23 protein-coding genes are annotated in these 22,642 nt (G+C 72.3%); 9 read left to right on the top strand and 14 right to left on the bottom strand.

All coding sequences use genetic code 11. The annotated features are described in order from the left end of the window. Positions 1 to 56 precede the first annotated feature (56 nt). Positions 57 to 779 carry a TetR/AcrR family transcriptional regulator gene (locus tag ACGFNV_RS23675; RefSeq protein WP_393624959.1) on the top strand — a complete coding sequence of 241 codons (723 nt, stop codon included), beginning with the start codon at positions 57 to 59 and terminating at the stop codon, positions 777 to 779. A gap of 96 nt (positions 780 to 875) precedes the next feature. Here ACGFNV_RS23675 and ACGFNV_RS23670 read toward each other — a convergent pair whose 3' ends face one another. The 5 genes from ACGFNV_RS23670 to ACGFNV_RS23650 all read right to left on the bottom strand — a co-directional run bounded on the left by ACGFNV_RS23670 (position 876) and on the right by ACGFNV_RS23650 (position 4,136). Then, entirely contained in the window at positions 876 to 1,265 is a 390-nt protein-coding gene (locus tag ACGFNV_RS23670) for a toxin-antitoxin system, toxin component, PIN family protein (protein WP_393624958.1), read from the bottom strand. Beyond that, the gene (locus ACGFNV_RS23665) at positions 1,255 to 1,911 is read right to left on the bottom strand and encodes a DUF433 domain-containing protein (protein WP_393624957.1); all 657 of its coding nucleotides are present in this window, start codon (positions 1,909 to 1,911) and stop codon (positions 1,255 to 1,257) included. Before ACGFNV_RS23665 ends, ACGFNV_RS23670 begins: the two co-directional genes overlap by 11 nt. A 97-nt stretch (positions 1,912 to 2,008) precedes the next feature. Further along, the gene (locus ACGFNV_RS23660; RefSeq protein ID WP_393624956.1) at positions 2,009 to 2,866 is read right to left on the bottom strand and encodes a hypothetical protein; all 858 of its coding nucleotides are present in this window, start codon (positions 2,864 to 2,866) and stop codon (positions 2,009 to 2,011) included. 276 nt (positions 2,867 to 3,142) lie between these two features. After that, positions 3,143 to 3,259 (bottom strand): DUF397 domain-containing protein, encoded by a 117-nt coding sequence (locus ACGFNV_RS23655; RefSeq protein WP_393625187.1) that lies wholly within the window; start codon positions 3,257 to 3,259, stop codon positions 3,143 to 3,145. Beyond that, positions 3,222 to 4,136 (bottom strand): Scr1 family TA system antitoxin-like transcriptional regulator, encoded by a 915-nt coding sequence (locus ACGFNV_RS23650; protein WP_393625186.1) that lies wholly within the window; start codon positions 4,134 to 4,136, stop codon positions 3,222 to 3,224. Before ACGFNV_RS23650 ends, ACGFNV_RS23655 begins: the two co-directional genes overlap by 38 nt. Positions 4,137 to 4,296: 160 nt before the next feature. On the opposite strand from ACGFNV_RS23650, the gene ACGFNV_RS23645 reads away from it, so the two are divergent. The 6 genes from ACGFNV_RS23645 (at position 4,297) to ACGFNV_RS23620 (ending at position 9,768) form a co-directional block, all read left to right on the top strand. Further along, the gene (locus ACGFNV_RS23645; RefSeq protein WP_393624955.1) at positions 4,297 to 4,749 is read left to right on the top strand and encodes an ATP-binding protein; all 453 of its coding nucleotides are present in this window, start codon (positions 4,297 to 4,299) and stop codon (positions 4,747 to 4,749) included. A 64-nt stretch (positions 4,750 to 4,813) separates the two neighbouring features. Beyond that, complete coding sequence (locus ACGFNV_RS23640; protein ID WP_393624954.1) at positions 4,814 to 5,656, top strand: SRPBCC family protein; 843 nt, start codon at positions 4,814 to 4,816, stop codon at positions 5,654 to 5,656. 55 nt (positions 5,657 to 5,711) lie between these two features. Next, complete coding sequence (locus tag ACGFNV_RS23635) at positions 5,712 to 6,500, top strand: aldose 1-epimerase (RefSeq protein WP_393624953.1); 789 nt, start codon at positions 5,712 to 5,714, stop codon at positions 6,498 to 6,500. A 10-nt stretch (positions 6,501 to 6,510) separates the two neighbouring features. After that, the gene (pyrE, locus tag ACGFNV_RS23630; protein ID WP_393624952.1) at positions 6,511 to 7,059 is read left to right on the top strand and encodes an orotate phosphoribosyltransferase; all 549 of its coding nucleotides are present in this window, start codon (positions 6,511 to 6,513) and stop codon (positions 7,057 to 7,059) included. 133 nt (positions 7,060 to 7,192) lie between these two features. After that, positions 7,193 to 8,224 (top strand): class II fructose-bisphosphate aldolase, encoded by a 1,032-nt coding sequence (gene fbaA, locus ACGFNV_RS23625; protein ID WP_393624951.1) that lies wholly within the window; start codon positions 7,193 to 7,195, stop codon positions 8,222 to 8,224. Between the two features lie 77 nt (positions 8,225 to 8,301). Beyond that, entirely contained in the window at positions 8,302 to 9,768 is a 1,467-nt protein-coding gene (locus ACGFNV_RS23620) for an MFS transporter (protein WP_393624950.1), read from the top strand. 153 nt (positions 9,769 to 9,921) lie between these two features. Here ACGFNV_RS23620 and ACGFNV_RS23615 read toward each other — a convergent pair whose 3' ends face one another. The 7 genes from ACGFNV_RS23615 to ACGFNV_RS23585 are packed head-to-tail and all read right to left on the bottom strand — an operon-like array spanning position 9,922 to position 17,384. Continuing rightward, complete coding sequence (locus ACGFNV_RS23615; protein WP_393624949.1) at positions 9,922 to 10,341, bottom strand: DUF3151 domain-containing protein; 420 nt, start codon at positions 10,339 to 10,341, stop codon at positions 9,922 to 9,924. Next, positions 10,338 to 11,570, bottom strand: coding sequence for an MFS transporter (locus ACGFNV_RS23610; protein WP_393624948.1), 1,233 nt, complete (start codon positions 11,568 to 11,570; stop codon positions 10,338 to 10,340). Before ACGFNV_RS23610 ends, ACGFNV_RS23615 begins: the two co-directional genes overlap by 4 nt. Further along, the gene (locus ACGFNV_RS23605; RefSeq protein ID WP_393624947.1) at positions 11,567 to 12,796 is read right to left on the bottom strand and encodes an ATP-grasp domain-containing protein; all 1,230 of its coding nucleotides are present in this window, start codon (positions 12,794 to 12,796) and stop codon (positions 11,567 to 11,569) included. Before ACGFNV_RS23605 ends, ACGFNV_RS23610 begins: the two co-directional genes overlap by 4 nt. Before the next feature lie 25 nt (positions 12,797 to 12,821). Further along, positions 12,822 to 13,916 carry a peptidogalycan biosysnthesis protein gene (locus ACGFNV_RS23600; protein WP_393624946.1) on the bottom strand — a complete coding sequence of 365 codons (1,095 nt, stop codon included), beginning with the start codon at positions 13,914 to 13,916 and terminating at the stop codon, positions 12,822 to 12,824. Next, positions 13,913 to 15,736 (bottom strand): B12-binding domain-containing radical SAM protein, encoded by a 1,824-nt coding sequence (locus ACGFNV_RS23595; RefSeq protein ID WP_393624945.1) that lies wholly within the window; start codon positions 15,734 to 15,736, stop codon positions 13,913 to 13,915. The genes ACGFNV_RS23600 and ACGFNV_RS23595 overlap by 4 nt, the downstream gene beginning before the upstream one ends. Continuing rightward, complete coding sequence (locus ACGFNV_RS23590; protein ID WP_393624944.1) at positions 15,733 to 16,629, bottom strand: homocysteine S-methyltransferase family protein; 897 nt, start codon at positions 16,627 to 16,629, stop codon at positions 15,733 to 15,735. Before ACGFNV_RS23590 ends, ACGFNV_RS23595 begins: the two co-directional genes overlap by 4 nt. Further along, positions 16,626 to 17,384 carry a hypothetical protein gene (locus ACGFNV_RS23585; RefSeq protein WP_393624943.1) on the bottom strand — a complete coding sequence of 253 codons (759 nt, stop codon included), beginning with the start codon at positions 17,382 to 17,384 and terminating at the stop codon, positions 16,626 to 16,628. The genes ACGFNV_RS23590 and ACGFNV_RS23585 overlap by 4 nt, the downstream gene beginning before the upstream one ends. Before the next feature lie 129 nt (positions 17,385 to 17,513). On the opposite strand from ACGFNV_RS23585, the gene ACGFNV_RS23580 reads away from it, so the two are divergent. After that, positions 17,514 to 18,026, top strand: coding sequence for a response regulator transcription factor (locus tag ACGFNV_RS23580; protein WP_393624942.1), 513 nt, complete (start codon positions 17,514 to 17,516; stop codon positions 18,024 to 18,026). Positions 18,027 to 18,163: 137 nt separating this feature from the next. Beyond that, positions 18,164 to 21,241 (top strand): BTAD domain-containing putative transcriptional regulator, encoded by a 3,078-nt coding sequence (locus tag ACGFNV_RS23575; RefSeq protein WP_393624941.1) that lies wholly within the window; start codon positions 18,164 to 18,166, stop codon positions 21,239 to 21,241. On the opposite strand, the gene ACGFNV_RS23570 is transcribed toward ACGFNV_RS23575, so the two are convergent. Together ACGFNV_RS23570 and ACGFNV_RS23565 are read right to left on the bottom strand one after the other, a co-directional pair. Beyond that, positions 21,231 to 21,383, bottom strand: coding sequence for a hypothetical protein (locus ACGFNV_RS23570; RefSeq protein WP_393624940.1), 153 nt, complete (start codon positions 21,381 to 21,383; stop codon positions 21,231 to 21,233). The genes ACGFNV_RS23575 and ACGFNV_RS23570 overlap by 11 nt on opposite strands. A 78-nt stretch (positions 21,384 to 21,461) precedes the next feature. After that, the gene (locus tag ACGFNV_RS23565) at positions 21,462 to 22,640 is read right to left on the bottom strand and encodes an acetyl-CoA carboxylase biotin carboxylase subunit family protein (RefSeq protein WP_393624939.1); all 1,179 of its coding nucleotides are present in this window, start codon (positions 22,638 to 22,640) and stop codon (positions 21,462 to 21,464) included. Positions 22,641 to 22,642: the final 2 nt, after the last annotated feature.

Genomic DNA, 22,642 nt, shown 5'->3' with positions numbered 1-22,642 from the left:
TACGTTTCCGATGATAACCAAAGAGTGCTAACAGTGAGTCGTTATCATCGGAAACCATGGACGTCGACCGCTCCGCCCCGCCGGAGAGCAATCGTGAACGGATCATCACCGCCGCCCTCCGGCTTCTCGCGGAAGGCGGACGCGAAGCGGTGTCCACCCGCGCGGTCAGCGCCGCGGCAGGCGTTCAGGCGCCGACCATCTACCGGCTCTTCGGCGACAAACAGGGCTTGCTCGACGCGGTCGCCGCGCACGGCTTCGCGGCACATCTCGGCGCGAAGGCCGACCTCGAGCCGACGGATGATCCGGTCGAGGACCTGCGCACCGGCTGGAACCTCAACCGGGAATTCGGTCTGGCCAACCCGGCCCTGTACACCCTCATGTACGCGGAGCCCCGCTCCGGCGCCATGTCACCCGCCGCCTTGGCCGCGCTGGAAGTCCTCGGCGCCCATATCCATCGGATCGCCGAGGCCGGCCGACTGCGGGTCGACGAAGCACGCGCCACCCAGCTGGTCCACGCCGTCGGCGGCGGCACCACCCTCGCTCTCATCGCCACCCCCGAGGACCGCCGGGACCTCACGGTGTCCCATCTGGCGAGGGAAGCGGTCATCGCCGCGATCACCACCGACGCTCCCGCCCCGGCGCCCCCCGGCCCCGCCGGTGCGGCACTCACCCTGCGCGCTCTCCTCCCGCAGACCAGCACGCTGACACCGGGCGAGCACGCCCTCCTCGCCGAGTTGCTCGACCGCATCGCCCGAAGCGGTACAACGCCAGAGCGGTGACATGCGTCGGCTACCAGTCCGGCACTTGGACGAGTCGCGTGGCCTTGTGATCCTGACGGCCCTGACGGCCCTGACGGAACTCGGGCCGTCTGCCGGTCATGGCGGCCAGGTGCGCTCGATGCGGTCGCGTCGTACCGCATAAGCTGCGGGACCGCCTTTTACCACCGCCCGGTGGATCGCTTCGCGGTGTGCGTCGAGCCGTTCGACCATCTCGACACTGCGTAGCTGCTGGTTGTCGAGGTAGAACAGCACCGCCTCGCGTTCAAGGACCGGCCGGATCTCCAGGTCCCGGCTCTTGATTCGGCCGTCTTTTGAGAGCGGAACCCATGACTGGTCGAGACCGTGCGCGATCCACTCCGCGTCGGCCACGTCCTGTCCGTCGTCGGGAAAGACGTCCCCGATCCGGTGAACGGTCCAGCCGCACGCCCTCAGCCCTTCCGCGACTCGGCGCCCGAGGTTGCGGTCGAGGAAGAACTCAGGCGGCAAGGCGCACCACTGCCCGGCACAACGCGTCGACCTGCTCGGGCGTCATGTCGAAGTCGTACGCGATGTCCTCGACGCTCTCCCCGGCTTCCCACAGGTCGGTGATGGCGTTGACCGCGACGCGATTGGCGGCCACGATCGGCCTGCCGTGCCCGAATCTCGGGTCGATCACAACGGGGACGGAGTCCGGGTACTGCCTGAGCCGCAGGCTGGAGGGGAAGTCGTCGTCGGACTCCCAGTTCAGGTAGCGGAGGTAGCCGGAGACCACCTCGTGGATGGGAGCCTGACCGTCCCGGGCTCTGCGGAGATCTCCGAGACCGTGCTCGACGAAGATGTCCACCCCGTCCGTCGCGATCCGCCTCGACACAAGGCCGTAGGGCGTGGCGAAGGCGTCCCGTACCGCGGCGGCTGCCTCCCTGATCTCGCTCATACGGAGCCCCAGGGCGCGCAGGGAACGAAGGACGTGCGCCTCGGCCACCGCGATGAACGGCACCGAGGGCTGCCCCTTACGCAGCGGATCCACCTGGTGGACCAGAGGCGCCCCGGCGGCCCTGCCCTTCAGCCACGAGGTGAGCGTCGACTGCGGAATCTCCAGGTAGGAGGCTGTTTCTGTGGGAGTCAGTAGTCCGTCCTTGAACCTGTCGACCATGCCCCACCTCCTCCTGCTGACGTGCCCGGTACCGGGTTCCGCATCGTCGCACATCCAGACTCCCACCCGAGGTCCGCCCGCACACCCGCCCACCGGTTCAGCCGGCCGCGCAGAGTCGGTCCTGGGAGCGGCAGTCGCGGCAACGGCCGGGGTGTGCCGCGCGGAAGCCCCGGTCGCAGCCGTCGCAGTTGCGCATGGGGGCGACTGCCGGACGGGCTGGGGGTTCTGTGCTTCTGGTCGGTGTGGGGAGGGGCGTCTCCTTGAGCCGGTAAGCGAGGACGGCTGCGGGGCGGGCGAGGAACTGGGCGGGGAGCCGGGCGGTCAAGTACTCGGTGATCTGATGGGCCCCGACGCCCGCCGCGAGCCACTCGGTGACGGCTGGTGCCAGCCGGGCGGCCTCCTGGCCGGAGAGGATCAGCCGCGGATCCACCCTGCGCAGCGCTGTGAGTACGGCGATCGCTTGGGGGTCGGCTTTTGAGAGGGGAGCCGGGGTCTGCGCCCCCGCCTTCGCCTGGGTCTCCGCCTGCGTGGGTACCGTGGCGGCGCGCTGCTTCCGGGGGCGGCGTGGCTTTGGTGGGCCCGCAGGGCCGTCCGGGTTCGGGGCGCCGCCGGGGACGTTGTAGAAGTACGTCCGGGTGCGGACCTGCCCGGTGGGCGTCCGCTCGCGGCGGCGTTCCAGGTATCCGGCGACTTCGAGTTCCCTGAGTGCTCGCGAGATCAGGATCTCGCCCTCGCTGAAGTGCTCGCACAGGGCGGTGATCGTGACGGGGGAGCCGTCCGGCAGGGAGGAGATGTACGCCGCGACACCGACCGTGACCGCGCTGCCGCGTCGCTGGGCGAGGGCGTTGGAGAGCACGGTGAAGTCGGCCGTGAGGCGGGTGCGTACGTGGATCACGCCGGAGGTCGGAGCTCCGGCGTCGGCGCGCAGGCGCGCGTTAGACTGCGGGTCAGCCATCGGGAAGGGTTCGCTTCCTGATCGGTCAGGCCCTCGTTCGGGATTGCCGTCCCGGCCGGGGGCCGTATCTGTTTGCGCTTGTCGCGGCGAACGTAACCGCCCGTATCCCTCACCTGCAAGCCGGTCACTCGGACGGGTGACGCAGGCCTCGCGGCCGGGGAGGGTGGGTGGGCGGGTAGTTCTTTCCCTCGGTTCTTTAGGGAGGTCAGCGGCCCGCCGGGCCCTCGCGGGCAAGGGCCCGGTGAGCCCGGAAGACCTGGGAACCGGGGGGTGGCGTCAGGCCTTCAACCCGCCTATGAAGGCGGCCCAGGAGGCGGCCTCGAAGCACAGCGCAGGACCGTGCGGGGCCTTGCTGTCACGGACGGGGACGACGGCCCGGAACCCGTCGGCCACCTCCACGCAGTCGCCCCCCTCCTGATTGCTGTAGCTGCTCTTGCGCCAGGCGACGCCGGTCAGATCGGGACGGGACGTTCGCTCCACGGTGGTTGTCCTCCATCACGGATCGGATCATGTCGAGTGACATGAGCGGGGGCAGAGCTGCCGCCCTCAGCCGATCGTAGGTCAGCGCGAAACTCCTGACCTCGTCCGGATCCTCGATGAGTTGGCCGTGGTGCGCGCCCTCCGTGTAGGCGATCTCCGAGCCGTCCGGCATGGTCAGAACCGTGAGCGAGCCGCCCATGACATCGTGCTCGCCCTGGTCGAACGGCATTACCTGCACGGTGATGTGAGGTTCCGTCGTGGTCCCGAGCAGACGAGCCAGCTGCTCGCGCATCACCGAGTGACCTCCCACGGGGCGCCTGAGCACCGACTCGTCGAGGACCACCCACAACTCGGGCCGATTGGGCGTGCCGAGACGCTCCTGTCGTCCCATACGAAGGGCGACCCGCTCCTCCAACTGCTCCTTGCTGCCGAGCGTTCGACCGACTCGCAGCACCGCCCGCGCGTAGTCCTCCGTCTGCAACAGACCCGGCACCACGTGAGCCGCGTACTGCCTGATGGCCACCGCCCGCTCCGAGTACTCCATGAACCTCCGTGACCAGTCAGGAAACGCCTCCCGGTACACGTACGGCCACAGCTCCACCAGCAGGTTGTCCGCCCCCAGCACCGCGTCCAGCGCACGCGCCAGCTCCAGCGTCGGCTTCGCTCCGGACGCCCGCTCGATCTGCGTGATCCGTGTGCTCACCACGTGTGTTCTGGCGCCGAGTTCGGCCTGGGTCAGTCCGGCGGCCGTACGGAGCCTGCGTACCCGGGAGCCGAACAGCGCCGCCATCGACGTGCTGGGGTCAATTCCGTTGGCCAAAGCGTCACTTCCGTTCCTTACCGACCGATATGTAAGGCTGTTGCACCTGTCGAGCGTAGGGCGACCGGACGATGCTTGAGCACGGAACGTGACGATTCGTGTGCGTACAGAAGGCAAGGACGGACAAGCCGTGCTGACAGGAACGACCACCCCGGGAGACGAACTCCACTCCTTCGCGGAGCAGTTCGTCTCCTCACCCCGAGGTGCGCGGCTCGCCCGGCGGCTCGCCGTCCGGCGCATGGAGGAGTGGGGCCACCCACCGGCGTCGGACGCCTCGTGCGCCGTCGCGCTGGTCGTCGGCGAACTCGCCGCGAACGCCGTACAGCACGGCCGGGTGGCCGGACGCGAGTTCGGTCTCCGGCTCGCGCTCGATGCGGCCGTGGGCCTGGTGCGGATCGAGGTCGCGGACGCCGCCACCGCGAAGCGGCCGCCGACGGCCCCGCCCTCGTCGTACCCCGAGGGCGAGTCGGGTCGCGGGCTGCTCCTGGTGGACGCCCTCGCCGTGCGCTGGGGGGCGGCGCCCCGGCGCCCCGTGGGCAAGACGGTGTGGGCGGAGGTGTCCGTCAACGCGCCGTCGGGGTGAGAGCGGGGGTCCGGGCGTCCGATGGGAGGGTATTCGCGCCGCCCCCTGGGTAGGCTCCGCTGACATGGAGCATGAGGTGTTCGTTCCGGTTGCGGCCGAGCGGTTGCGGGTGGCGCTCGCCGACCCCGCGCAGGTGGCCCGGGCGCTCCCCGGGCTCCAGCAGGATGCCGGGAGCGAGCCTGTCGCCGGGCGACTGAAGCTGCGTGTCGGCGGCCACACCATCACCTACCGCGGCGCGGTCCGCGTCTCCGCGCGGGACGACGACACGTACGCCGTCGAGGCCGAGGGCACGGAGGTCCGGGGCCATGGCACGGTGAAGCTCACGCTGACCCTGCGCCTGGCGGAAGCGGAAGACGGTTCCACCCTCACCTTCACCGGTACGGCCTCCGCGGACGGGCGTATCACCGAGCAGTCGGCTGACGCGGTCGACTCGGCGGTCACTCGTCTGCTGAGCCGCTTCGCGGAGAACCTGGGGGCGGGGCAGGACCCGGGCCCGGAGCCCGAGGCGGACGGGACCGCCCAGGCGGAGCAGGAAACCGCCCAGGCCGCCGGTTCCGAGGCCGTCGAGGGTCAGGCCGGCGAGGATTTCGAGCCCGCCGCCACCGGTGACGTCGAGGCCGCGCCGGACGCGGAGGACGCCGCTGTTCCCGAGCCCACCGAGGCCGAGCCCGCCGACGACCTCGAGGAAGTCGGTGAACCGCCGGCCGAGGCGGCGCACGCGCGGCGGACGATGATCGGGCGGAGCGCGGAGGAAGTGGATCACGCGCCGCCGCGGGGGCGGTACGCACCGGTGCCCGCGCCGCAGACCGTCTCCCCGAGCCCGGTGCTCCGCTGGGCGGTACCCGCGGCCGCGTTCGCCGTGGCGTCGGCGATCGTCGTGGGCCGGGCCCTGCGCAAGCGCCGCTGACCTCTTGGTGCCGGTGCCCCCTTGATCGGTTGATCGGGCCAGTAGGGTCGCTCTCGTGAGTAGTGAAGACATCACGCTGACCGCGGGTGACGCGGAGGTGACCGTGGCGCCGGGCAACGGCGGGCGGGTCGGTGGAGTGCGGGTCGGTGGGGTCGAACTGCTGCGGCAGGGGGAGCGGTTCGGGTGCTTCCCGATGGTTCCCTGGTGCGGGCGGACCAGGGAGGGGCGGTTCCGGGACGGAGCCGTCGTGCACCAGATGCCGCTGAACTCGCCGCCGCACGCCATCCACGGCACGGTCCGCGACGGCGCCTGGAAGGTCGCCCGCGTCACGGCCGACGAGGCGGTCCTCACGTACGACCTGGTGGAGCCCTGGCCCTACGCGGGACGGGTCACGCAGGTGGTGGCCCTCACCGGGGACGCGCTGACGCTCACCATGTCCGTGGAGACGTACGACTCCTCCTTCCCGGCGCAGATCGGCTGGCATCCGTGGTTCCGGCGGAATGTGGGGGGCGACGACGTGCGCGTCGATTTCCAACCGGCCTGGCAGGAGGAGCGCGGGGACGATCATCTGCCGACGGGACACCGGATCGAGCCGAAGCCGGGGCCGTGGGACGACTGCTTCGGGATGCCGGGCGGCGTCGACGTCACCCTCACCTGGCCGGGGCAGCTGGAGCTGAAGGTGACCAGCCCCGAGGAGTGGGTCGTCGTGTACGACGAGCAGGAGGCCGCGGTGTGCGTGGAACCGCAGACCGGTCCGCCCAACGGGCTCAACACCCTCCCTCGCCTGGTCACACCGCTCGAACCGCTGGAGGCCAGCACCACCTGGAGCTGGCGCCGCCTCTAAGCTGTTCGGCATGACGGACGCACGTAGCGCGCTGCTGCAGCAGATCAAGGACAAGGCCGTGGTGCACGGCAAGGTGACCCTGTCGTCGGGTCTCGAGGCCGACTACTACGTCGACCTGCGGCGCATCACCCTCGACGGCGAGGCCGCCCCGCTCGTCGGGCAGGTGCTCCTGGACCTGACCGCCGACCTCGACTTCGACGCGGTGGGCGGTCTGACCATGGGCGCCGACCCGGTCGCCGCCGCCATGCTGCACGCGGCCGCCGCGCGCGGGCGGAAGCTGGACGCCTTCGTCGTACGCAAGGCGGCCAAGGCGCACGGCCTGCAGCGGCGGGTGGAGGGGCCGGAGATCGCCGGCCGCCGGGTCCTCGTCGTCGAGGACACCTCCACCACCGGCGGCTCCCCGCTCACCGCCGTCGAGGCCGTGCGCGAGGCGGGCGCCGAGGTCGTCGGCGTCGCCACGATCGTCGACCGGGCGACCGGGGCCGCCGAGAAGATCGAGGCGGGGGCCGGGGTGCCGTACCTGTACGCGTACTCCAAGGACGAGCTGGGACTCGACTGACCACTGGCTGAGCGGCGCATTGATCGTCGCCCCATGTCTGGAAAGATGGGGACGACGATGACGTCGCCCCCAAGGTCTAGGTCAGGGCCGTAAAAACGCACAACGCCAACCCGCACACTCAAGGAGCGGACGTATGCCCATCGCAACCCCCGAGGTCTACAACGAGATGCTCGACCGGGCGAAGGCAGGCAAGTTCGCCTACCCGGCCATCAACGTCACCTCGACCCAGACCCTGCACGCGGCTCTGCGCGGCTTCGCGGAGGCGGAGAGCGACGGCATCGTCCAGATCTCCACGGGCGGCGCCGAGTTCCTGGGCGGCCAGTACAGCAAGGACATGGTGACCGGCTCCGTCGCCCTGGCGGAGTTCGCGCACATCGTCGCCGAGAAGTACCCGGTCAACATCGCCCTGCACACGGACCACTGCCCCAAGGACAAGCTCGACGGGTACGTACGTCCGCTGCTCGCGGTCTCCGAGGAGCGCGTCAAGGCCGGCCGCAACCCGCTGTTCCAGTCCCACATGTGGGACGGCTCCGCGGAGACCCTCGCGGACAACCTGTCCATCGCGCAGGAGCTCCTGGAGCGCGCCCGCGCCGCGAAGATCATCCTCGAGGTCGAGATCACCCCGACCGGTGGCGAGGAGGACGGTGTCTCCCACGAGATCAACGACTCCCTCTACACCACGGCCGACGACGCGATCCGTACGGCCGAGGCGCTCGGCCTCGGTGACAAGGGCCGCTACCTGCTGGCCGCGTCCTTCGGCAACGTGCACGGTGTGTACAAGCCGGGCAACGTCGTCCTGCGCCCCGACCTGCTGAAGGAGCTGAACGACGGCGTCGCCGCCAAGTTCGGCCTGCCGGCCGGCAGCCAGCCGTTCGACTTCGTCTTCCACGGCGGCTCCGGCTCCACGGAGGAGGAGATCCGCACCGCGCTGGAGAACGGCGTCGTGAAGATGAACATCGACACGGACACGCAGTACGCCTTCACGCGTCCCGTCGCCGACCACATGTTCCGCAACTACGACGGCGTCCTGAAGGTCGACGGCGAGGTCGGCTCCAAGAAGACCTACGACCCGCGCACCTGGGGCAAGCTGGCCGAGGGCTCGATGGCCGCCCGGGTCGTCGAGGCCACGCAGAACCTGCGCTCGGCGGGCACGAAGATCAAGTAATTACTCGGGGAACCCTTTCGGGAAACTCGTGAGCCCGGCGCCTGCCCTTGGCGCCGGGCTCGCTGTATACCTGGGGGATGCCCGATGTCAGGCTGGCCTCGCCCCAGGGCAAGTGGATCCTGTTCACCACGATCCTCGGCTCCAGCATGGCCCTGCTGGACTCGACCGTCGTCAACGTCGCCCTGCCCCGGATGGGCCGCGACCTCGGCGCCGACCTCGCTTCCCTCCAGTGGACCGTCAACGCCTACATGGTCACGCTGGCAGGGCTGATCCTCCTCGGCGGCTCCCTCGGCGACCGGTACGGCCGGCGCCGGGTCTTCGTCATCGGGGTGGTGTGGTTCGCCGTCGCCTCCCTGCTGTGCGGACTCGCCCCGAACGCCGGGGTGCTCATCGCGGCCCGGGCCCTGCAAGGAGTCGGGGGCGCGCTGCTCACACCGGGCTCCCTCGCCCTCATCCAGGCCACCTTCCACGCCGACGACCGGGGGCGCGCCGTCGGCCTGTGGTCCGGGTTCGGCGGGGTCGGGGCGGCCGTCGGACCGTTCCTGGGCGGCTGGCTGGTGGACGGGCCGGGCTGGCGCTGGGTGTTCCTGATCAACGTGCCGCTGGCGCTGGTGTGCGCCCCGGTCGCCGTACGCCATGTGCCCGAGTCCCGGGACGAGCGGGCGCACGGGCACTTCGACGTGCTCGGGGCCGCGCTGGGCGCGCTGGCCCTCGCGCTTCTCACGTACGCCCTGATCGAGGCCCGCGGGGGCACGGTCGTCGTGGCCGTCAGCGCCGTTCTGGGGCTGGCCGCCGCCGTCGCCTTCGTGGTGGTCGAGCGGCGCAGCCCCGATCCGATGATGCCGCTCGGCATCTTCGCGTCCCGGCAGTTCAGCGCGGTCAACCTGGTCACGCTGTGCGTGTACGCGGCGTTCGGGGGCTTCTTCTTCCTCGCCGCGCTGCAGCTCCAGGTCGTGGCCGGTTACTCGGCGCTGGGTGCCGGTACCGCGCTGCTGCCGATCACCGTGCTGATGCTGCTGCTCTCCGCCCGCTCCGGGGCGCTCGGCGAGCGGATCGGGCCGCGGGTGCAGCTCACGGTGGGGCCACTGGTGTGCGCGGTGGGGGTGCTGCTGATGCTGCGGGTCGGGCCCGGTGCCTCGTACGTCACCGATGTGCTGCCCGCGCTGCTGGTCCTCGGCCTCGGCATGGTCACGCTGGTCGCGCCGCTGACCGCGACGGTGCTGGCGTCCGTGGACGTCTCCCGGGCCGGGCTGGCGAGCGGGATCAACAACGCGGCGGCGCGGGCGGCGGGGCTGGTCGCCGTGGCGGCGCTGCCGTTGCTGGCGGGGATGGGGGAGGAGGCGTACCGGTCGCCGGGGGCGTTCGACGATGCGTTCGGGCGGGCGATGGTGTGGTGTGCGGGGGTGCTGGTGGTGGGGTCGGGGGTCGCCTTCGCGACGGTACAGCGGCCTCCGGCGGGTTGTCGGCGGCCTGAGTGTCGGACCCATGGCTCTGTGACGGCGCCGCCGCTGGAGGGGCGGGCCACTCGGGGGCGCCTTGAGTGAGCGGTGGGCGCGTTGTCGGCTGCCTGGCTGGTGAGCGTCGGCGGCTGCGGGCTTGTCGGTGGCTGTTCGCGCAGTTCCCCGCGCCCCCAGGGGGTTGCACTTGCCCTGCGCCGAGCGCGCGGCCGGGGCGGGCCCGGCCGCGCGGGATGGGTGCTACTGCTTCAGCTCCGTGTAGGCCTCCGCGCTGCTGTCCTGGAGGAACTGCCAGCAGCGGTCGGCCTCGGGCTTTTCGTTGATGGTGTCGGCGGCGCGGGCGAGGGCGGCGAGGCAGCGGAGGAAGCCTCGGTTGGGGCGGTGGTCCCAGGGGATGGGGCCGTGGCCCTTCCAGCCGGCGCGGCGGAGCTGGTCGAGGCCGCGGTGGTAGCCGGTGCGGGCGTAGGCGTACGACTCGACCACGCGCCCCGCCTCGAAGGCGTCGTCGGCGAGCATCGCCCAGGCGAGGGAGAACTCGGGGTGGTCCGCCGCGACCTGGGCCGGGGGCAGGGACTCCTCGCCCAGCTGCCGATAGGCGTCCTCGTTCTCCGGCAGGTGCGTCGGGTCGGGGCCGCCGAGCAGGTTCTTGTGCGTCGTCATGAGTGCAGTCTGCCACTCTCCTCCACCCGGTCACGGCCGAGCGCGGCGCTGAGCAGCGCGCCCAGGACGGCCACCGCGGCGAAGACGGTCCAGAGGGCGGAAGGCGACGCGAGCAGCAACCCGGCCCCCGCGACCGGCACGGCCACCGAGGCGATGGACCAGGACGCCTGGTACACCGCCATGCAGGGGGCCTCCATGCCGGGTGCGGCGAGTTCGGCGGCGTAGGCGTCGCTGGTCGGGGCGATCACGATCTCGCCGAGGGTGTAGACGGTCATCGCGACGAGCGACACGGCGACGGCGACCGCCGGGAGCTCCCGCAGGGGGGAGATCAGCGCGAATCCCAGCCCGGCGGACGCGTACAGCGCGCCGCCCGCGGCCAGCATCCGCGGGGCGGAACGATCCGCCGTGCGTCTCACCAGCGACTGCTGGAACAGCACGACCAGCGCGCCGTTCAGGGCCAGTACGGTGCCGGCGGCCCAGCCGGGCAGCCGGGCGTCGTCCACCAGGTAGAGACCGGTGAACGTGGACACGACGGTGGCGCAGACCGTGAAGCACGTCTTGGCGGCGGTGAGCAGCGCGAAGCCGGGCAGGCGCAGCACCTGCCACGTACCGGCCGAGTCGGACTCCCGTGCCCCGGAGGTCCCGGCGGAGGCCTCCGGGGCCGCCTGCCCCCGCAGCCGTAGCAGGACGACCGTGGTGACGGCGAAGCTCGCCGCGTTGACCAGCGCGATCGTCCGCAGGCCCGCCGAGCTGTGCGCCGAGGCCAGCACGCCGCCGACGAGCGAGCCGAGGCACAGGCCGACGTTGCGGGCCCAGCCCACGGTGCTGAACGCGCGCCGGGAGGCGGGCCCGCGGGCCAGGCGGGCGATGGTGGCGCCGAGCGACACCCACACCACCTTGTCGAGTACGGCGGACAGGACCAGCGCGCCCACGGCCAGGGGAGCGGGCAGCGTCACCGCGTACAGCACGAACAGCGGGGCGCGTACGGCGTTGCCGATGATGAGGGAACGCAGGTGGCCCACGGACTGCACGAGACGTCCGAGGGCCGCGCTCGACACGATCAGCGCCAGGTTCACCACGGTGAGCGTGGTGCCGACGGACGCGACGCCGAGGTCCTGCACCCGCACGAAGTACAGCAGCGCGAAGGGCATGAACATCCCCGAGCCGACCGCGTCGACGATCATCGCCGACACGAACAGCCGGGGCAGCGGCCCGTCCGTCCGGCTCACGCGTCGGGAACCCTGGTCAGTCCCAGGAGGTCGAGCAGCCGGGCGTTGGCCTCGCCCAGCTGGGCCAGGGTCTCGGCGCGGTCCGGGCCGCTGCCCAGGACGTAGCCGGCCCGCCACCAGTTGGCGTCCACGCTCGCGAGGGTCGAGCCGGGCGGCAGCAGGCGCTCGGCGTGCGAGACGAGTGGCAGGCCCTCGCGGACCCCGGCCATCGTGGGGGCGTCGGCGACGGTTCCGGTGCCCGCGACGAACTCCACCGCCGCGACGTGCGGGGTGACGTCGGGCCGGGTGCGGGCGGGGTCCTCGTCGCCGAGCGCGACGGAGAGCGCGGCGTCGTACAGGTCGAGTCCGGTGGCGCGCAGCAGGACGTCGCTGATGAGTCCGCCGGCGGGGCGGAAGGCGATCTCGATGAGGTGCCAGCGGTCGCCGTCGCGCTTGGCCTCCAGGTGGAGCACCGCGCTGTCGATGCCGAGCGCCTCGACCACGCTGTCGACGAAGCGGGTGGCCGACGGGCCCAGCTCGCGCTGCACCGCGGGGTCGATCACGTGCCGGGTCTCCACGAAGGAGGGCGGCGCGGTGCAGGTCTTCTCGGTGACCCCGACGAACAGGGTGCGCCCGGCCCTGACCACGGCCTCCAGGGACAGCTCGGGCCCCGGCACGAAGTGCTCGACCAGCGCCCGCGGCTGGCCGGTGGTGGACATCACGGCCGACAGGGCGCCCGGCAGGTCGGCGGGGTCGGACACGCGCCGGATGCCGAGGCTCGCCGCGCCGTCGACGGGCTTGACGATGACCTCGCCGGACGGTGCCGAGCGCAGGAGCGCCTCGGCCTCGGCCGGGTCGGAGGTGAGGACGAAGGGCAGGTCGGCACCGGTACCGGCGAGCCGGCGCCGTACGTCGGCCTTGTGGGAGAGATCGTCGGCGACGGCCGCTCCGGCGCCGGGCAGGCCCCACTCCTTCGCGAGGCGGGCCGCGATACGGGTGCCCCAGTCGTTGAAGGCGAGGATGCCGTCGACCTTGCCCTCGAAGGCCTTGAGGCGGTCCAGGTCGGGGCCCGGGTCCTGGTGGTCCGTCAGCCGCCAGGCGTGGTTCTCGGTGGCCAGCCGGTCGTAGCGGGAGTACGCGGTCTCGTCGACGAGGATCGTGTCGACACCTCTGCGCTCCGCCGCCGCGAAGAAGCGTTCACGCAGGGGGCCGATGCCGATGATCAGGACGGTGGGGCGTGCGGTCATCGCACTCTGCTCCTTCATGGGTGGTTCAGGCGGTGAGCGCGGCGAACGCCGCGTCCGTGCGGCGCAGCAGCGCGGTGTGGGCGGGCGCGCCGGGCGGTACGGCGCTCAGCAGCGGCCGTGCCGTGGCGCCCCTGCGCAGCTTGGGTGTCGCGGTTCCGGTGCTCAGCAGCACCCTGCGGGCCCCGGTGTCGCGGGCCAGACGTACCGGCTGGTGGTAGGCGACGTGGAAGTACGCGCCGATCTCCTCGCTTCCTGGGCCCAGCCCGACCATGCGCAGCAGCACGTCACGGGTGCCGAGGACCGAGGTGGAGCTGGCGACGGCCGTCCCGTGCCGGTCCCGGACGAGCGTGACGCGGTAGCGCGCGCCGAAGGCGAGCCGCAGGCGCTCGTTCACGCGCAGCAGCCGGGCCGGGTCGCCGGGGATGCCGTGCTTCTCGTCGGAGCACGCCTCCAGCCGGGCGACCTCCCGCTGGATCTCCTCGGTCACCTCGTCGCCCCGGTGGATCTCGGCGCTCGCACCGGCCTCGTCCAGCGACGCCAGCTCCCGGCGCAGCCTGCGCCTCCGGTGCGCCGACAGACCCGCGAGGTAGGCGTCCTGGTCCTCGCCGACGTCGGCGATGCGGAAGTAGTGGTCGGTGACGCCCACGCTCCAGCCGCGGTCCCGCAGGCACGGCAGCACGGGGTCGTCCTCGTCGAGGTGCAGGAAGGTGAGCAGCCGCCCCTGGGTGCGGGCGTACTCCTCCAGCGCGGTCACCAGTGCGTCCGCGTCGAACTCCGCGCCGGCCGCGGGGAAGACGGACTGTCCGTAGCCGAGGGCGCAGACGTTCAGCTGGCGCCGCCCCTCCGCCCTGGCCTCCTCGAGGTCGCCCTCGGGCTGGGCCACGTCACGGCCCGCGCCCGCGGTCACCTCGGTGCAGTTCATCCGGGGGAAGCCGGAGTGGTCGTCCTGGGCGCGCACCGCGCAGGCGGCCCCGGCGCCGGGTATCTCAAGGAACCGGACGCCGTCCTCGGGCCAGCGGTTCGCGGTGAGCCAGGCCCGCGAGGACCTGGGGTCCGGCGGGTCGGCGTTCCAGTACTCGCCGGGCAGGCCCTCCGCCGTCGCGTACTCCGTGACCGTCACATCGTCACCGCTTCCACTCCGTTGCGCACCTGCCCCCACCGCACCCTCGACTCCCGGTGGATCCGCCAGATGTTGTCCTCCGTCAGCAGACGGGAGACGACACCGGGATACGCCTCCTCGAAGAAGGAGTACGGAGGGGGCACCTCGATTCCCTCGGAACCGTAGTCGAGCCGGTCCTCCATGCCGTGCCGTCGGGTGATCTCCGTACCGGGGTGGTACGTAAGGATGTTGGGGCTGGCGAGCATGAGGTAGCCGTCGTCGATGAGGCGGCCCACCTCCTCGATGGTCTCGGCGATGCTGTCGTCGTCCTCGCCGTCGAGCCCGAAGAGGACCGAACTGCCCACCCGTATCCCGGCCTCGCGCAACAGGCCCAGCGCCAGGCGCACCCGCTCCTTCCAGGGGGTTCCGCGCCGGACGTTCTTGTGGACGTGCCGCATCACCTGCTCGGACATGCTCTCGATGCCCACGTAGACGTAGGTGCAGCCCGCCTCCCGCATCGCGGCCAGGCCCGCGCGCACGAGTTCGGGCTTCGGGCCGGTGAGCACGTCGACGGTGAGCTGGGCGCCCCAGCGCAGGACGGCCAGGCCGCGGTCGATCTGCCGTGCCTCGGCCAGCTCGGCGCAGAACTGCCGGATGCGGGGCCAGGATCCGGACCAGAAGATCGAGTCGTCGAAGAAGGCGGCCTCGGCGCCGTACTCGACGTACTCCCGCAGCCGCTCCACCATCATCGTGGTGTCGCCGGGCGTCGGGCGCCGCACCTGGCCCAGCAGGGCCGACTCCGAGCAGAACGTGCACCGCATCGGGCAGGTGCCCGAGACGAGGACATGCGCGCACCGGGCCACCGTGCCGTCGTCCCGGGTGAAGATCGGGAACCGGGAACGGATCAGGAACGGGGCGTACGGCGACGGGGACTGCTCCTCCGGGACGGGCGGGCCCTCCACACGGAACGCGGTCCAGCCGGCGCCGGTGCCGTCGCGGACGAGGATGCTGCCGCGCCCGTACTCCTGGCCCCCCTCGCCCGCCATCCGCTCCAGCTCGGCGGCGACCGCCCCGGCGGTGGCCCTGCGCGTCGACAGGTCCATGGCGCGGGCGACGGCCCGCAGGGTGAGGTCGAGGAGGGGGCCGCCGTCGCCGCTCACCAGGACGTCGACGGGACGCGCGGCCGCCGTGGCGGTGGAGCTGGGCGCGAGATACACCTCGGCCGCCTGCTCGTGGCGCACCGTCTCGTCCGCGTGCCGCCCGCCCATCACCACCAGGGCGCCGGGGCACTCCTCCTTGACCAGCGCGGCGATCTCCAGGGCGTAGCGGTGTGCCGGCGAGACCGCGCTGATCAGGACGACGGAGGGGGCGCGCCGGCGCAGCAGGCCGACGAGGTCGGCGCGGGTGCGCGGGGTCCACGTCCGGGGGTCGAAGATCGTGTCGTCGGTGGTCCGCACCTCCGTCTCCAGGCGGCGCGAGACGTCCGGCCGTTCCTTCTTGCCGGGCAGGCGCGGCCAGAGCGGGCACAGGTCGTTGTACACGTCGGTGGGCCCGAAGGGGTCGGTGAACGAGGCCGTCGCCCGGGACATGGGGTAACTGAGCGCCGAGTAGAGGGCCATGGGGTCGCCCGGGTAGGCGACGTCGTTGTCCTCGTCGGTGATCACCGGTGCGAGGATCCCCAGCACGCCGAACGCGCGCACCGTGCCCACGGCTTCGAATCCGGCCGCGTCCAACTCCGCCCGCAGCCGCCCGCGTCGGGTCCGTAGGGCCGGGTCGGTGTCGCGGCCGCCGATGTGCAGGAGGGCGGACCCGAACGTGGCCCGTACCTGAAGCTTCGTCACGATGCCGCCTCTTCCTTCCACTGGTCCGCCAGGGCGCCGATGTGCGCGGGAGTCGTGCCGCAGCAGCCGCCGACGAAGGCCGGTCCGAACGCGGCGGCCCATCCGTGCGCCAGGTCGGCGAACGCCGACGGCGACAGGGCCGGGGGGAGCGTGTGCGCGCTGTGCTCCCACTGGTCGAGCGCCGTACGGTCCTCGAGGTTCGGGTAGACCCCGACGGGCACCCCGAGGCCGGTCAGCCGCTCCAGCGCGCGCGGTACGGCGGCCAGGGGCAGGCAGTTGACGGCCACCGCGGCCGCGCCGGCGTCGACGCAGGCCCGGGCCGCCTCGTCGAGCGCGTCACCGTCGGGCAGTGTGGCCTCGTCCGTGACGACGAAGCTCACCCAGGCGCGCAGCCCGTGCCGCACCGCCGCCTGCACCGCGATCACCGCCTCCCGGCGCGTGCACTGTGTCTCCACGAGGACGAGGTCGGGCGCCGCGTCCCCGAGGACACCGGCCATCCAGGCGTGCTCGCGGCGCAGCGTGTCGTCGTCCGGGGTGAGCGCCGGGGTGTAGCAGTCCTCGACGGGGGCGACCGAGGCCGCCACCAGGGCGTGCGGTGTTCCGGCGGCCGTACGGGCGCGCTCGGCGCACGTCACGGCCCGGCGCACATAGGCGGCCCGCTCCGCCTCGGGGACGCCCATACGGGTCAGGGCCCGGGCGTTGGCGCGGAAGGTGTTGGCGGTGACGATGTCGCTGCCGCTCTCCAGGAACTCCGCGTGCACCTTCACCAGCGCGTCCGTCCCGGCCGCGTCCCGCAGCGGCGCGCTGGTGAGCCACGGTTCGAGCATGGGGATCCCGGCCGCCTGGAGACCGGTGGCGGTGCCGCCGTCGAGGATCCGGGGACGGCGGCTCATACGGCTTCCCCGCTGCCCCACGCCAGGAACTCCTCGACCCACGCGGCGGGCATCAGGTTGATCTTCTGGTCGGCGAAGGGCCGTTGCTCGGGGGCGATCCAGTCGTCGTCGCCGCGCAGGGGGACCGAGCCGTCGGGTCTGACGATGTGCGGGCCGTAGTAGAACCAGGCGATCTGCCCGACGAACTCGTTCAGTACCGCCCGGTGGATGCCGGGCGAGAACATCCGCAGATGCGCGTACGCCACGGACAGTTCACCGAGGAGGTCGAAGGGGGCGCGCATGAGGTAGTGCCCGAAGTAGTCGTGCGTGGCACGCAGTACGTCGTTGTGGAGGGCCGGCGCCCCGTCGATGTCGATGCCCGACGGCGACAGGAGCGGGTTGTCCGGGTCCTCGTAGCCCTCCGGCCCGTGTCCGTGCTCCGTGGGGAACACATACAGGTCCTCGCCCGCGTCCATGGCCCGGCACAGCTCGCGGGAGGCGGTGTAGGGCTGCCCGGAACCGCGGAAGAAGCGCACCTTCAGGCCCATGTCGGTCATGCAGGCGAGCTGGTCCTGTGCCTCCAGGGCCATGCGCAGGTACTGGCCGCGGGCGTCGGGATCGTTGGGAAGGTGCTGTTGCTCGTGAAAACGCCGGGCGATCTTCCGCACCAGGCGTTCCGGAACGGCGGACGCCCGGAAGGGAGAACGGAGCCAGTCCTCTTCCGGATCGGCGCGGCGAAGATACAGCCGAGAGACCTCGCGTACATCAACGACCATGGCGTCCATGGTTGTTGGGGCCGGGCGCGAGGGCATGCCGCAGGATCCGGTGACACCGTTTCCGGGGACGTGACGGGGGCGGGAGCGCACCGGTATCGATTCGGGAAGGCCAGGGTGGATGGTCCCTGCATGCGAACAGCGATATGCGAGCGGCGGCCGTTGGTGCTCATGGGCCTGGCACACCTGCTGAGCACCCAGTCGTCCCACGAGGTGGTGTTCACGTCGACCGACGCGCTCCCCGAGCCGGGGGACCACGTGGACGTCCTGGTCATGGGGGAGAGCCTCGCGGGCGAGGTTCCGGGGTCCTGGAGACGGCCCGGTGACGCGGGCGAGGGGCCGTGCACGGTGGTCGTACGGGCGGACGCGACGGCCGAGGAGGTGTTGCGGTCCGTGAACGAGGCCGTGGCGCACCCCTCGGCCGCCTCCGGGACGGAGCGCTCGGTGGCCGCCGCCGCGCTCTCCCCGCGCGAACAGGAGGTGCTGCGTTTCATCGCGCTGGGTATGACCCACGGGCAGGTGGCACGCCGGATCGGCATCAGCCACCACACCGTCGACACCTACGTCAAGCGGGTCCGGTCGAAGTTCAGCGTGGGCAACAAGGCGGAGCTGACACGTATCGCACTGGGCTTGATGCCCATGTGAACGACCCGCACAACCCTGTGAATTTCGCCGTACCGTTTGCCCCGCAAACCTCCTATGATCGCGAGGCGAGGCCCCTACCCGGGCCTTCTGCAAGGCCCCTACCTGGGCCTTCTGAATGACGGGGGGACAGGGCATCCATGTCCGAACAGGGAGACGGAGCACTACGGTTCAACATCCTCGGGCCGCTCGAAGGCTGGTCCGGGTCGACGCGACTGCGCCTGGGCGGAGCGATCCAGGAACGGGTTCTGACGACCCTGCTGCTCGAACCGGGCAGGGTGGTGCCGGTGGCGCGCCTGGTGCAGGCGGCATGGGACGACGATCCCCCGGCCACCGCGACGCACCAGGTCCGCAAGGCCGTCGCCGACCTGCGACGGCGGATCCCGGGCGGCGGCGGAGTGATCCTGACCGACGGGCCGGGCTACCGGGCGGTGGTGGCCGCCCGCGAACTGGACCTGACGGAGTTCGCCGACCACATCCGTGACGCGGGCCGGGCCGTGTCCGACAACGCACCCCGCGAGGCGGTGCGGGCACTGCACCGGGCGCTCGCGCTGTGGCGCGGGCCCGTCATGGCGGACACCGGGACCGCCGTGATCCAGGCCGCCGGCACCGCGCTCGACGAACGCCGGCTCGCGGCCGCCGAGCAGCTCTTCGAGCTGCGCCTCGGTCTCGGCGAGGCCGGTGAACTCATCGGCGACCTGCGCGACCTCATCGCCCAGAAACCCCTGCGCGAGACCCTGCGCGGCCACCTCATGCTGGCGCTGTACCGCACGGGCCGCCAGGCGGAGGCCCTGGAGGAGTACCAGAAGGTGCGCGGGCTGCTCCTGGAGGAGCTCGGCATCGACCCCGGCCCCCGGCTGGGCGAGCTGTACGCCGCGATCCTGCGCGAGGCCCCCGAACTGGCCGCCCCCAAGCTCCGGTTGCCGGCCCTCCCCGAGCCGGCCCCATCGCCCGCCCCGCGGGCCCCGGCTCCGGCCGCCGACCGGGACGGGCCGCCCTGCACCCTGCCGTACGACCTCTCCGACTTCACCGGCCGCAAGAGGGAGCTGGACGCGCTCGTCGAGTGCATCAGAGGCGGGGGCGGGCCGGGGCAGCGGCACAGCAGGATCGTGGCGATCGACGGGATGGGAGGCAGCGGCAAGACCTCGCTCGCCGTCCGCGCGGCCCACCAGGTGGCCGCGGACTTCCCCGACGGCCAACTCCAGCTCGACCTGCGCGGCTTCACCCCCGGGGAGTCGCCGGTCTCCCCGGCCACCGCACTCGACGCCCTGCTCAGGGCGCTCGGCACCCCGGGCGACCGCATCCCCGACGACATCCAGGGCCGTACCGCGCTGTGGCGCTCCACCCTGGCGCACCGCCGGCTGCTGCTGCTGATCGACAACGCCATGGACGTCGGCCAGGTCCTGCCGCTGCTGCCCGCCTCGCAGGGCTGTCTGGTGCTGATCACCAGCCGGGCGCGGCTCGTCGACCTCGACGGGGCCGAATGGTTCTCGATCGGGCCGATGTCCCACGAGGACAGCATGCTGCTGATCGAGGAGGTGCTGGGCTCTACGCGCGTGGCGTCGGAGCCCGCGGCGACGGCCGAACTGGTCCACCTGTGCGGCCGGCTGCCCCTCGCGCTGCGCATCGTGGCCGCCAGGCTGCGCAACCGGCCGCGCTGGACCGTGGAGTACCTGGTCGACCGGTTGCGGGACGAGACCCGCCGGCTCGAGGAGCTCAGCGCGGGGGAACGCAGCGTCGCCGCGTCGCTGCGGCTGTCGTACCAGATCATGGACGAGGAACACCGGGTCGCCTTCCGTATCCTGGGCCTGCACCCCGGTGCCGAGATCGACGTGTACGCGGCGGCCGCCCTCCTCGGCACCGACCGGCACGACGCGGAGCAGATCCTGGAACGGCTGCTGGACGTGCACCTGTTGCAGCAGCCCGCCATCGGCCTGTACCGGTTCCACGACCTGGTGCGCAACTTCGCGCAGAGCCAGTGCGGACCCGACACCGCCGCGGACGACGCCGAGGCCGTACGACGCCTGCTGGACTACTACGTCACCACCACCGAGGCGGCCTGCGAGCTGCTCTTCCGCGGACGCAAACGCCGTTCCACGGGGCTGCCCGCCTACCGGGGGGAGCAGCCGGTGTTCGTGGACGCGGCGCGCACCGCGCACTGGTTCGACCGGGAGCACAGCAACCTGGTCGCCGCCATCTCGCTCGCCTACCGCAGCGGCCTGGACCGGCACACGGTGTGCCTCACCCGCAACATCGTCTTCCGGCTCAACGCCCGCGGCCAGTTCAAGGAGTTCAGGGACGTCGGCCGGATCGCCGTCGAGGCCGCGCGGCGGCTCCAGGACGTGGAGCTGCTGGGCGTCAGCCTGTCCAACCTGGGCGTCGCCTGCTGGAAGCTCGGGCACTTCGACGAGGGCCTCGCGGTGGCCACGGAGGCACGTGACGTCGCCGTCCGCCTGCGCGACCAGCACACCGAGGCACACGGCGAGTCCACGATCGGGCTGCTGCTGACCGTCCTCGGGCGGCACACGGAGGCGCTGCTGCATCTGGAGCGCGCGATCAGCCTGGAGCGGGAGCTGAACATCCCGCGCGCCGAGGCCGAGACGCTCACCAACCTCAGCACGCTGTACGCGCAGTGGGGCCGCTGCGAGGAGGCCGCCACGGCGGCGCGGCAGGCCCTGGAACTGCACCGCAGCTTCGACTACCGCGACAACCACGTGATGGCGCTGACCGATCTGGCCTTCGCGCACATCGGCCTCGGCCAGTACGAGGACGCCCACCAGGCTCTGGAGGAGGCCCGTGCCATGTGCGACTCCTCCAGCCCGCCGGGCGACGTGGCGCTGGCGCTGGCCCTGTCCGCCGAGGTCGCCGAGTGTCTGGGCCGGCGGTCGGAGGCGGCGGGCTTCGCCGTTCGGGCGCTGGAACTCGCGCGGGTCAGCGGCAGCCCGACGCGGCAGGCGAAGGTCGAGAACCTCGTCGGCGAGTTCTGCCGGCGAAGGAACGAGCACGAGCGGGCGCTGTCGCTCCACGCGCACGCCCATGAGCTGGCCACCGCGATCGAGTACCGCGCGGAGAAGGCGCGGGCCCTGAGCGGGATGGCCTACGCGGCGGAGGCGCTCGGGGACACCGACCTGGCCGTCGAGCACCGCGCTCAGGCGACGGCGCTGCTCGACTCCATGGGCTGTCCCGTCCCTCTGGTCGACGGCCGCCTCAATGTGTGACGACGGTCGGGCCCTGGTTGTCGGCGACGACGTGACGGGCGCTGTGCGTGTGGCCGCCGGACGAGCCGGCCGTGGCGCCCACGCCGAGGACCAGGGCCGTCGTACAGAGCGCGCCGATGAGGGTGGCCAGCATGCTGCGCATGTCTCTCCTTGGTGACCGGTGCTGCCTGGGGTGTGACGCCATACTGGGCGTGGCGCTTCCCGTACCGGTCCCGTCTCGTTACCGCGTCCCCGGTCCCGATCCCGCGCCGTGCGGAGAACGGCCCTCCCAGCGGCGCCGTACGGCGGCCAGTCCCTCGTCGACCTCCTGGTGGGAGCCGCCGTGGACGATGACCTCGACGTGCTCGGGCACGGCGGCGTCGGCGTCCACCACCCGGATCTCGTCGACGTGACGCATCCCGCCGATGTCGTTCAGGACCGCCGCCAGGTCCCCTCCGGCGCGGCGCAGCGTCAGCCGGGCGAGGGCCGCCGAGCGCCCGGGCACCGGACGGCACCGCGGGGACCCGGCCAGCGCCGACAGGACGTCCTCCTCCGGGGCCCGGCCGGTCGCCGCCCGCGCCAGGCGCCGGATCGGCCGCGCCCCCAGCCGTGCCCTGGAGGCGGCGATGCGGGGGCCGTTCGCGGTGACGACCACCTCGGTGTGGGCGGGTCCGGACTGGAGGCCCGCCAGATCCAGCAGCGCCCGTACCGCCGCGCGGATCTCGACGCGGTCCGCCTCGGCCAGGGCTCCCGGGTGCAGCAGCACGGCGTCGGTGGCGCGCCGTGTGGTCATGCCGGTGACCTCGTGCATGCCGTCGCAGGTGAGCGTGTCCACGCTGACCCGGGGTCCGGTCAGGAACTCCTCGACCAGATGGGGCCCGGCGGGGGCGTCGGCGAGCCATCGGTCGAGGTCGCCCCTGCTGCGGATGACGGTGGTCCCGGAGGCGCGCCCGGCCTTGACGGCCACGGGCAGGGAGAAGTCCTCGACCAGCTCGCGGACGGCCTCGGCGGTCGTGGCGGGCCGGGCCCTGACCTCGGACACCCGGCCCTGGTTGAGGATCCGCCGCATGAGCGCGGGATCGCGCAGCCTGCGCAGCGGCTCGGCCCGCCGCGGCGCCAGTTCCCGCAGGGCCCGTTCCGCGGCGAGGTGCAGCGCCTCCGCCTCACCGAGGTACACGATGTGCGGGATCCCGTGCGTACGGGCGGTCCCCACCAGGGTGGTGTGCAGGGCGCCCGGGTCGGCGAGGTCCACGGCCACCCGCCGTGCGGTGGAGCGCCCGGTGTCCGCGGGGCCCTCGACCGACCAGGTGTCGAACCCCGCGGCCGTCGCCGCCTCCCGTGCGACAGCGTCCGGACACAGCAGGAGGACCCGGTGGGGGTTCTCGCTCACCGGCTCCGGAGTGCACTGCCGACGGGACACGG

Origin of the sequence: Streptomyces sp. NPDC048751 (assembly GCF_043198595.1) — a bacterium.
GTDB lineage: Bacteria > Actinomycetota > Actinomycetes > Streptomycetales > Streptomycetaceae > Streptomyces.
The sequence above is the reverse complement of the archived record's forward strand: the minus strand, read 5'-3'. Positions and strand labels throughout refer to the sequence as shown.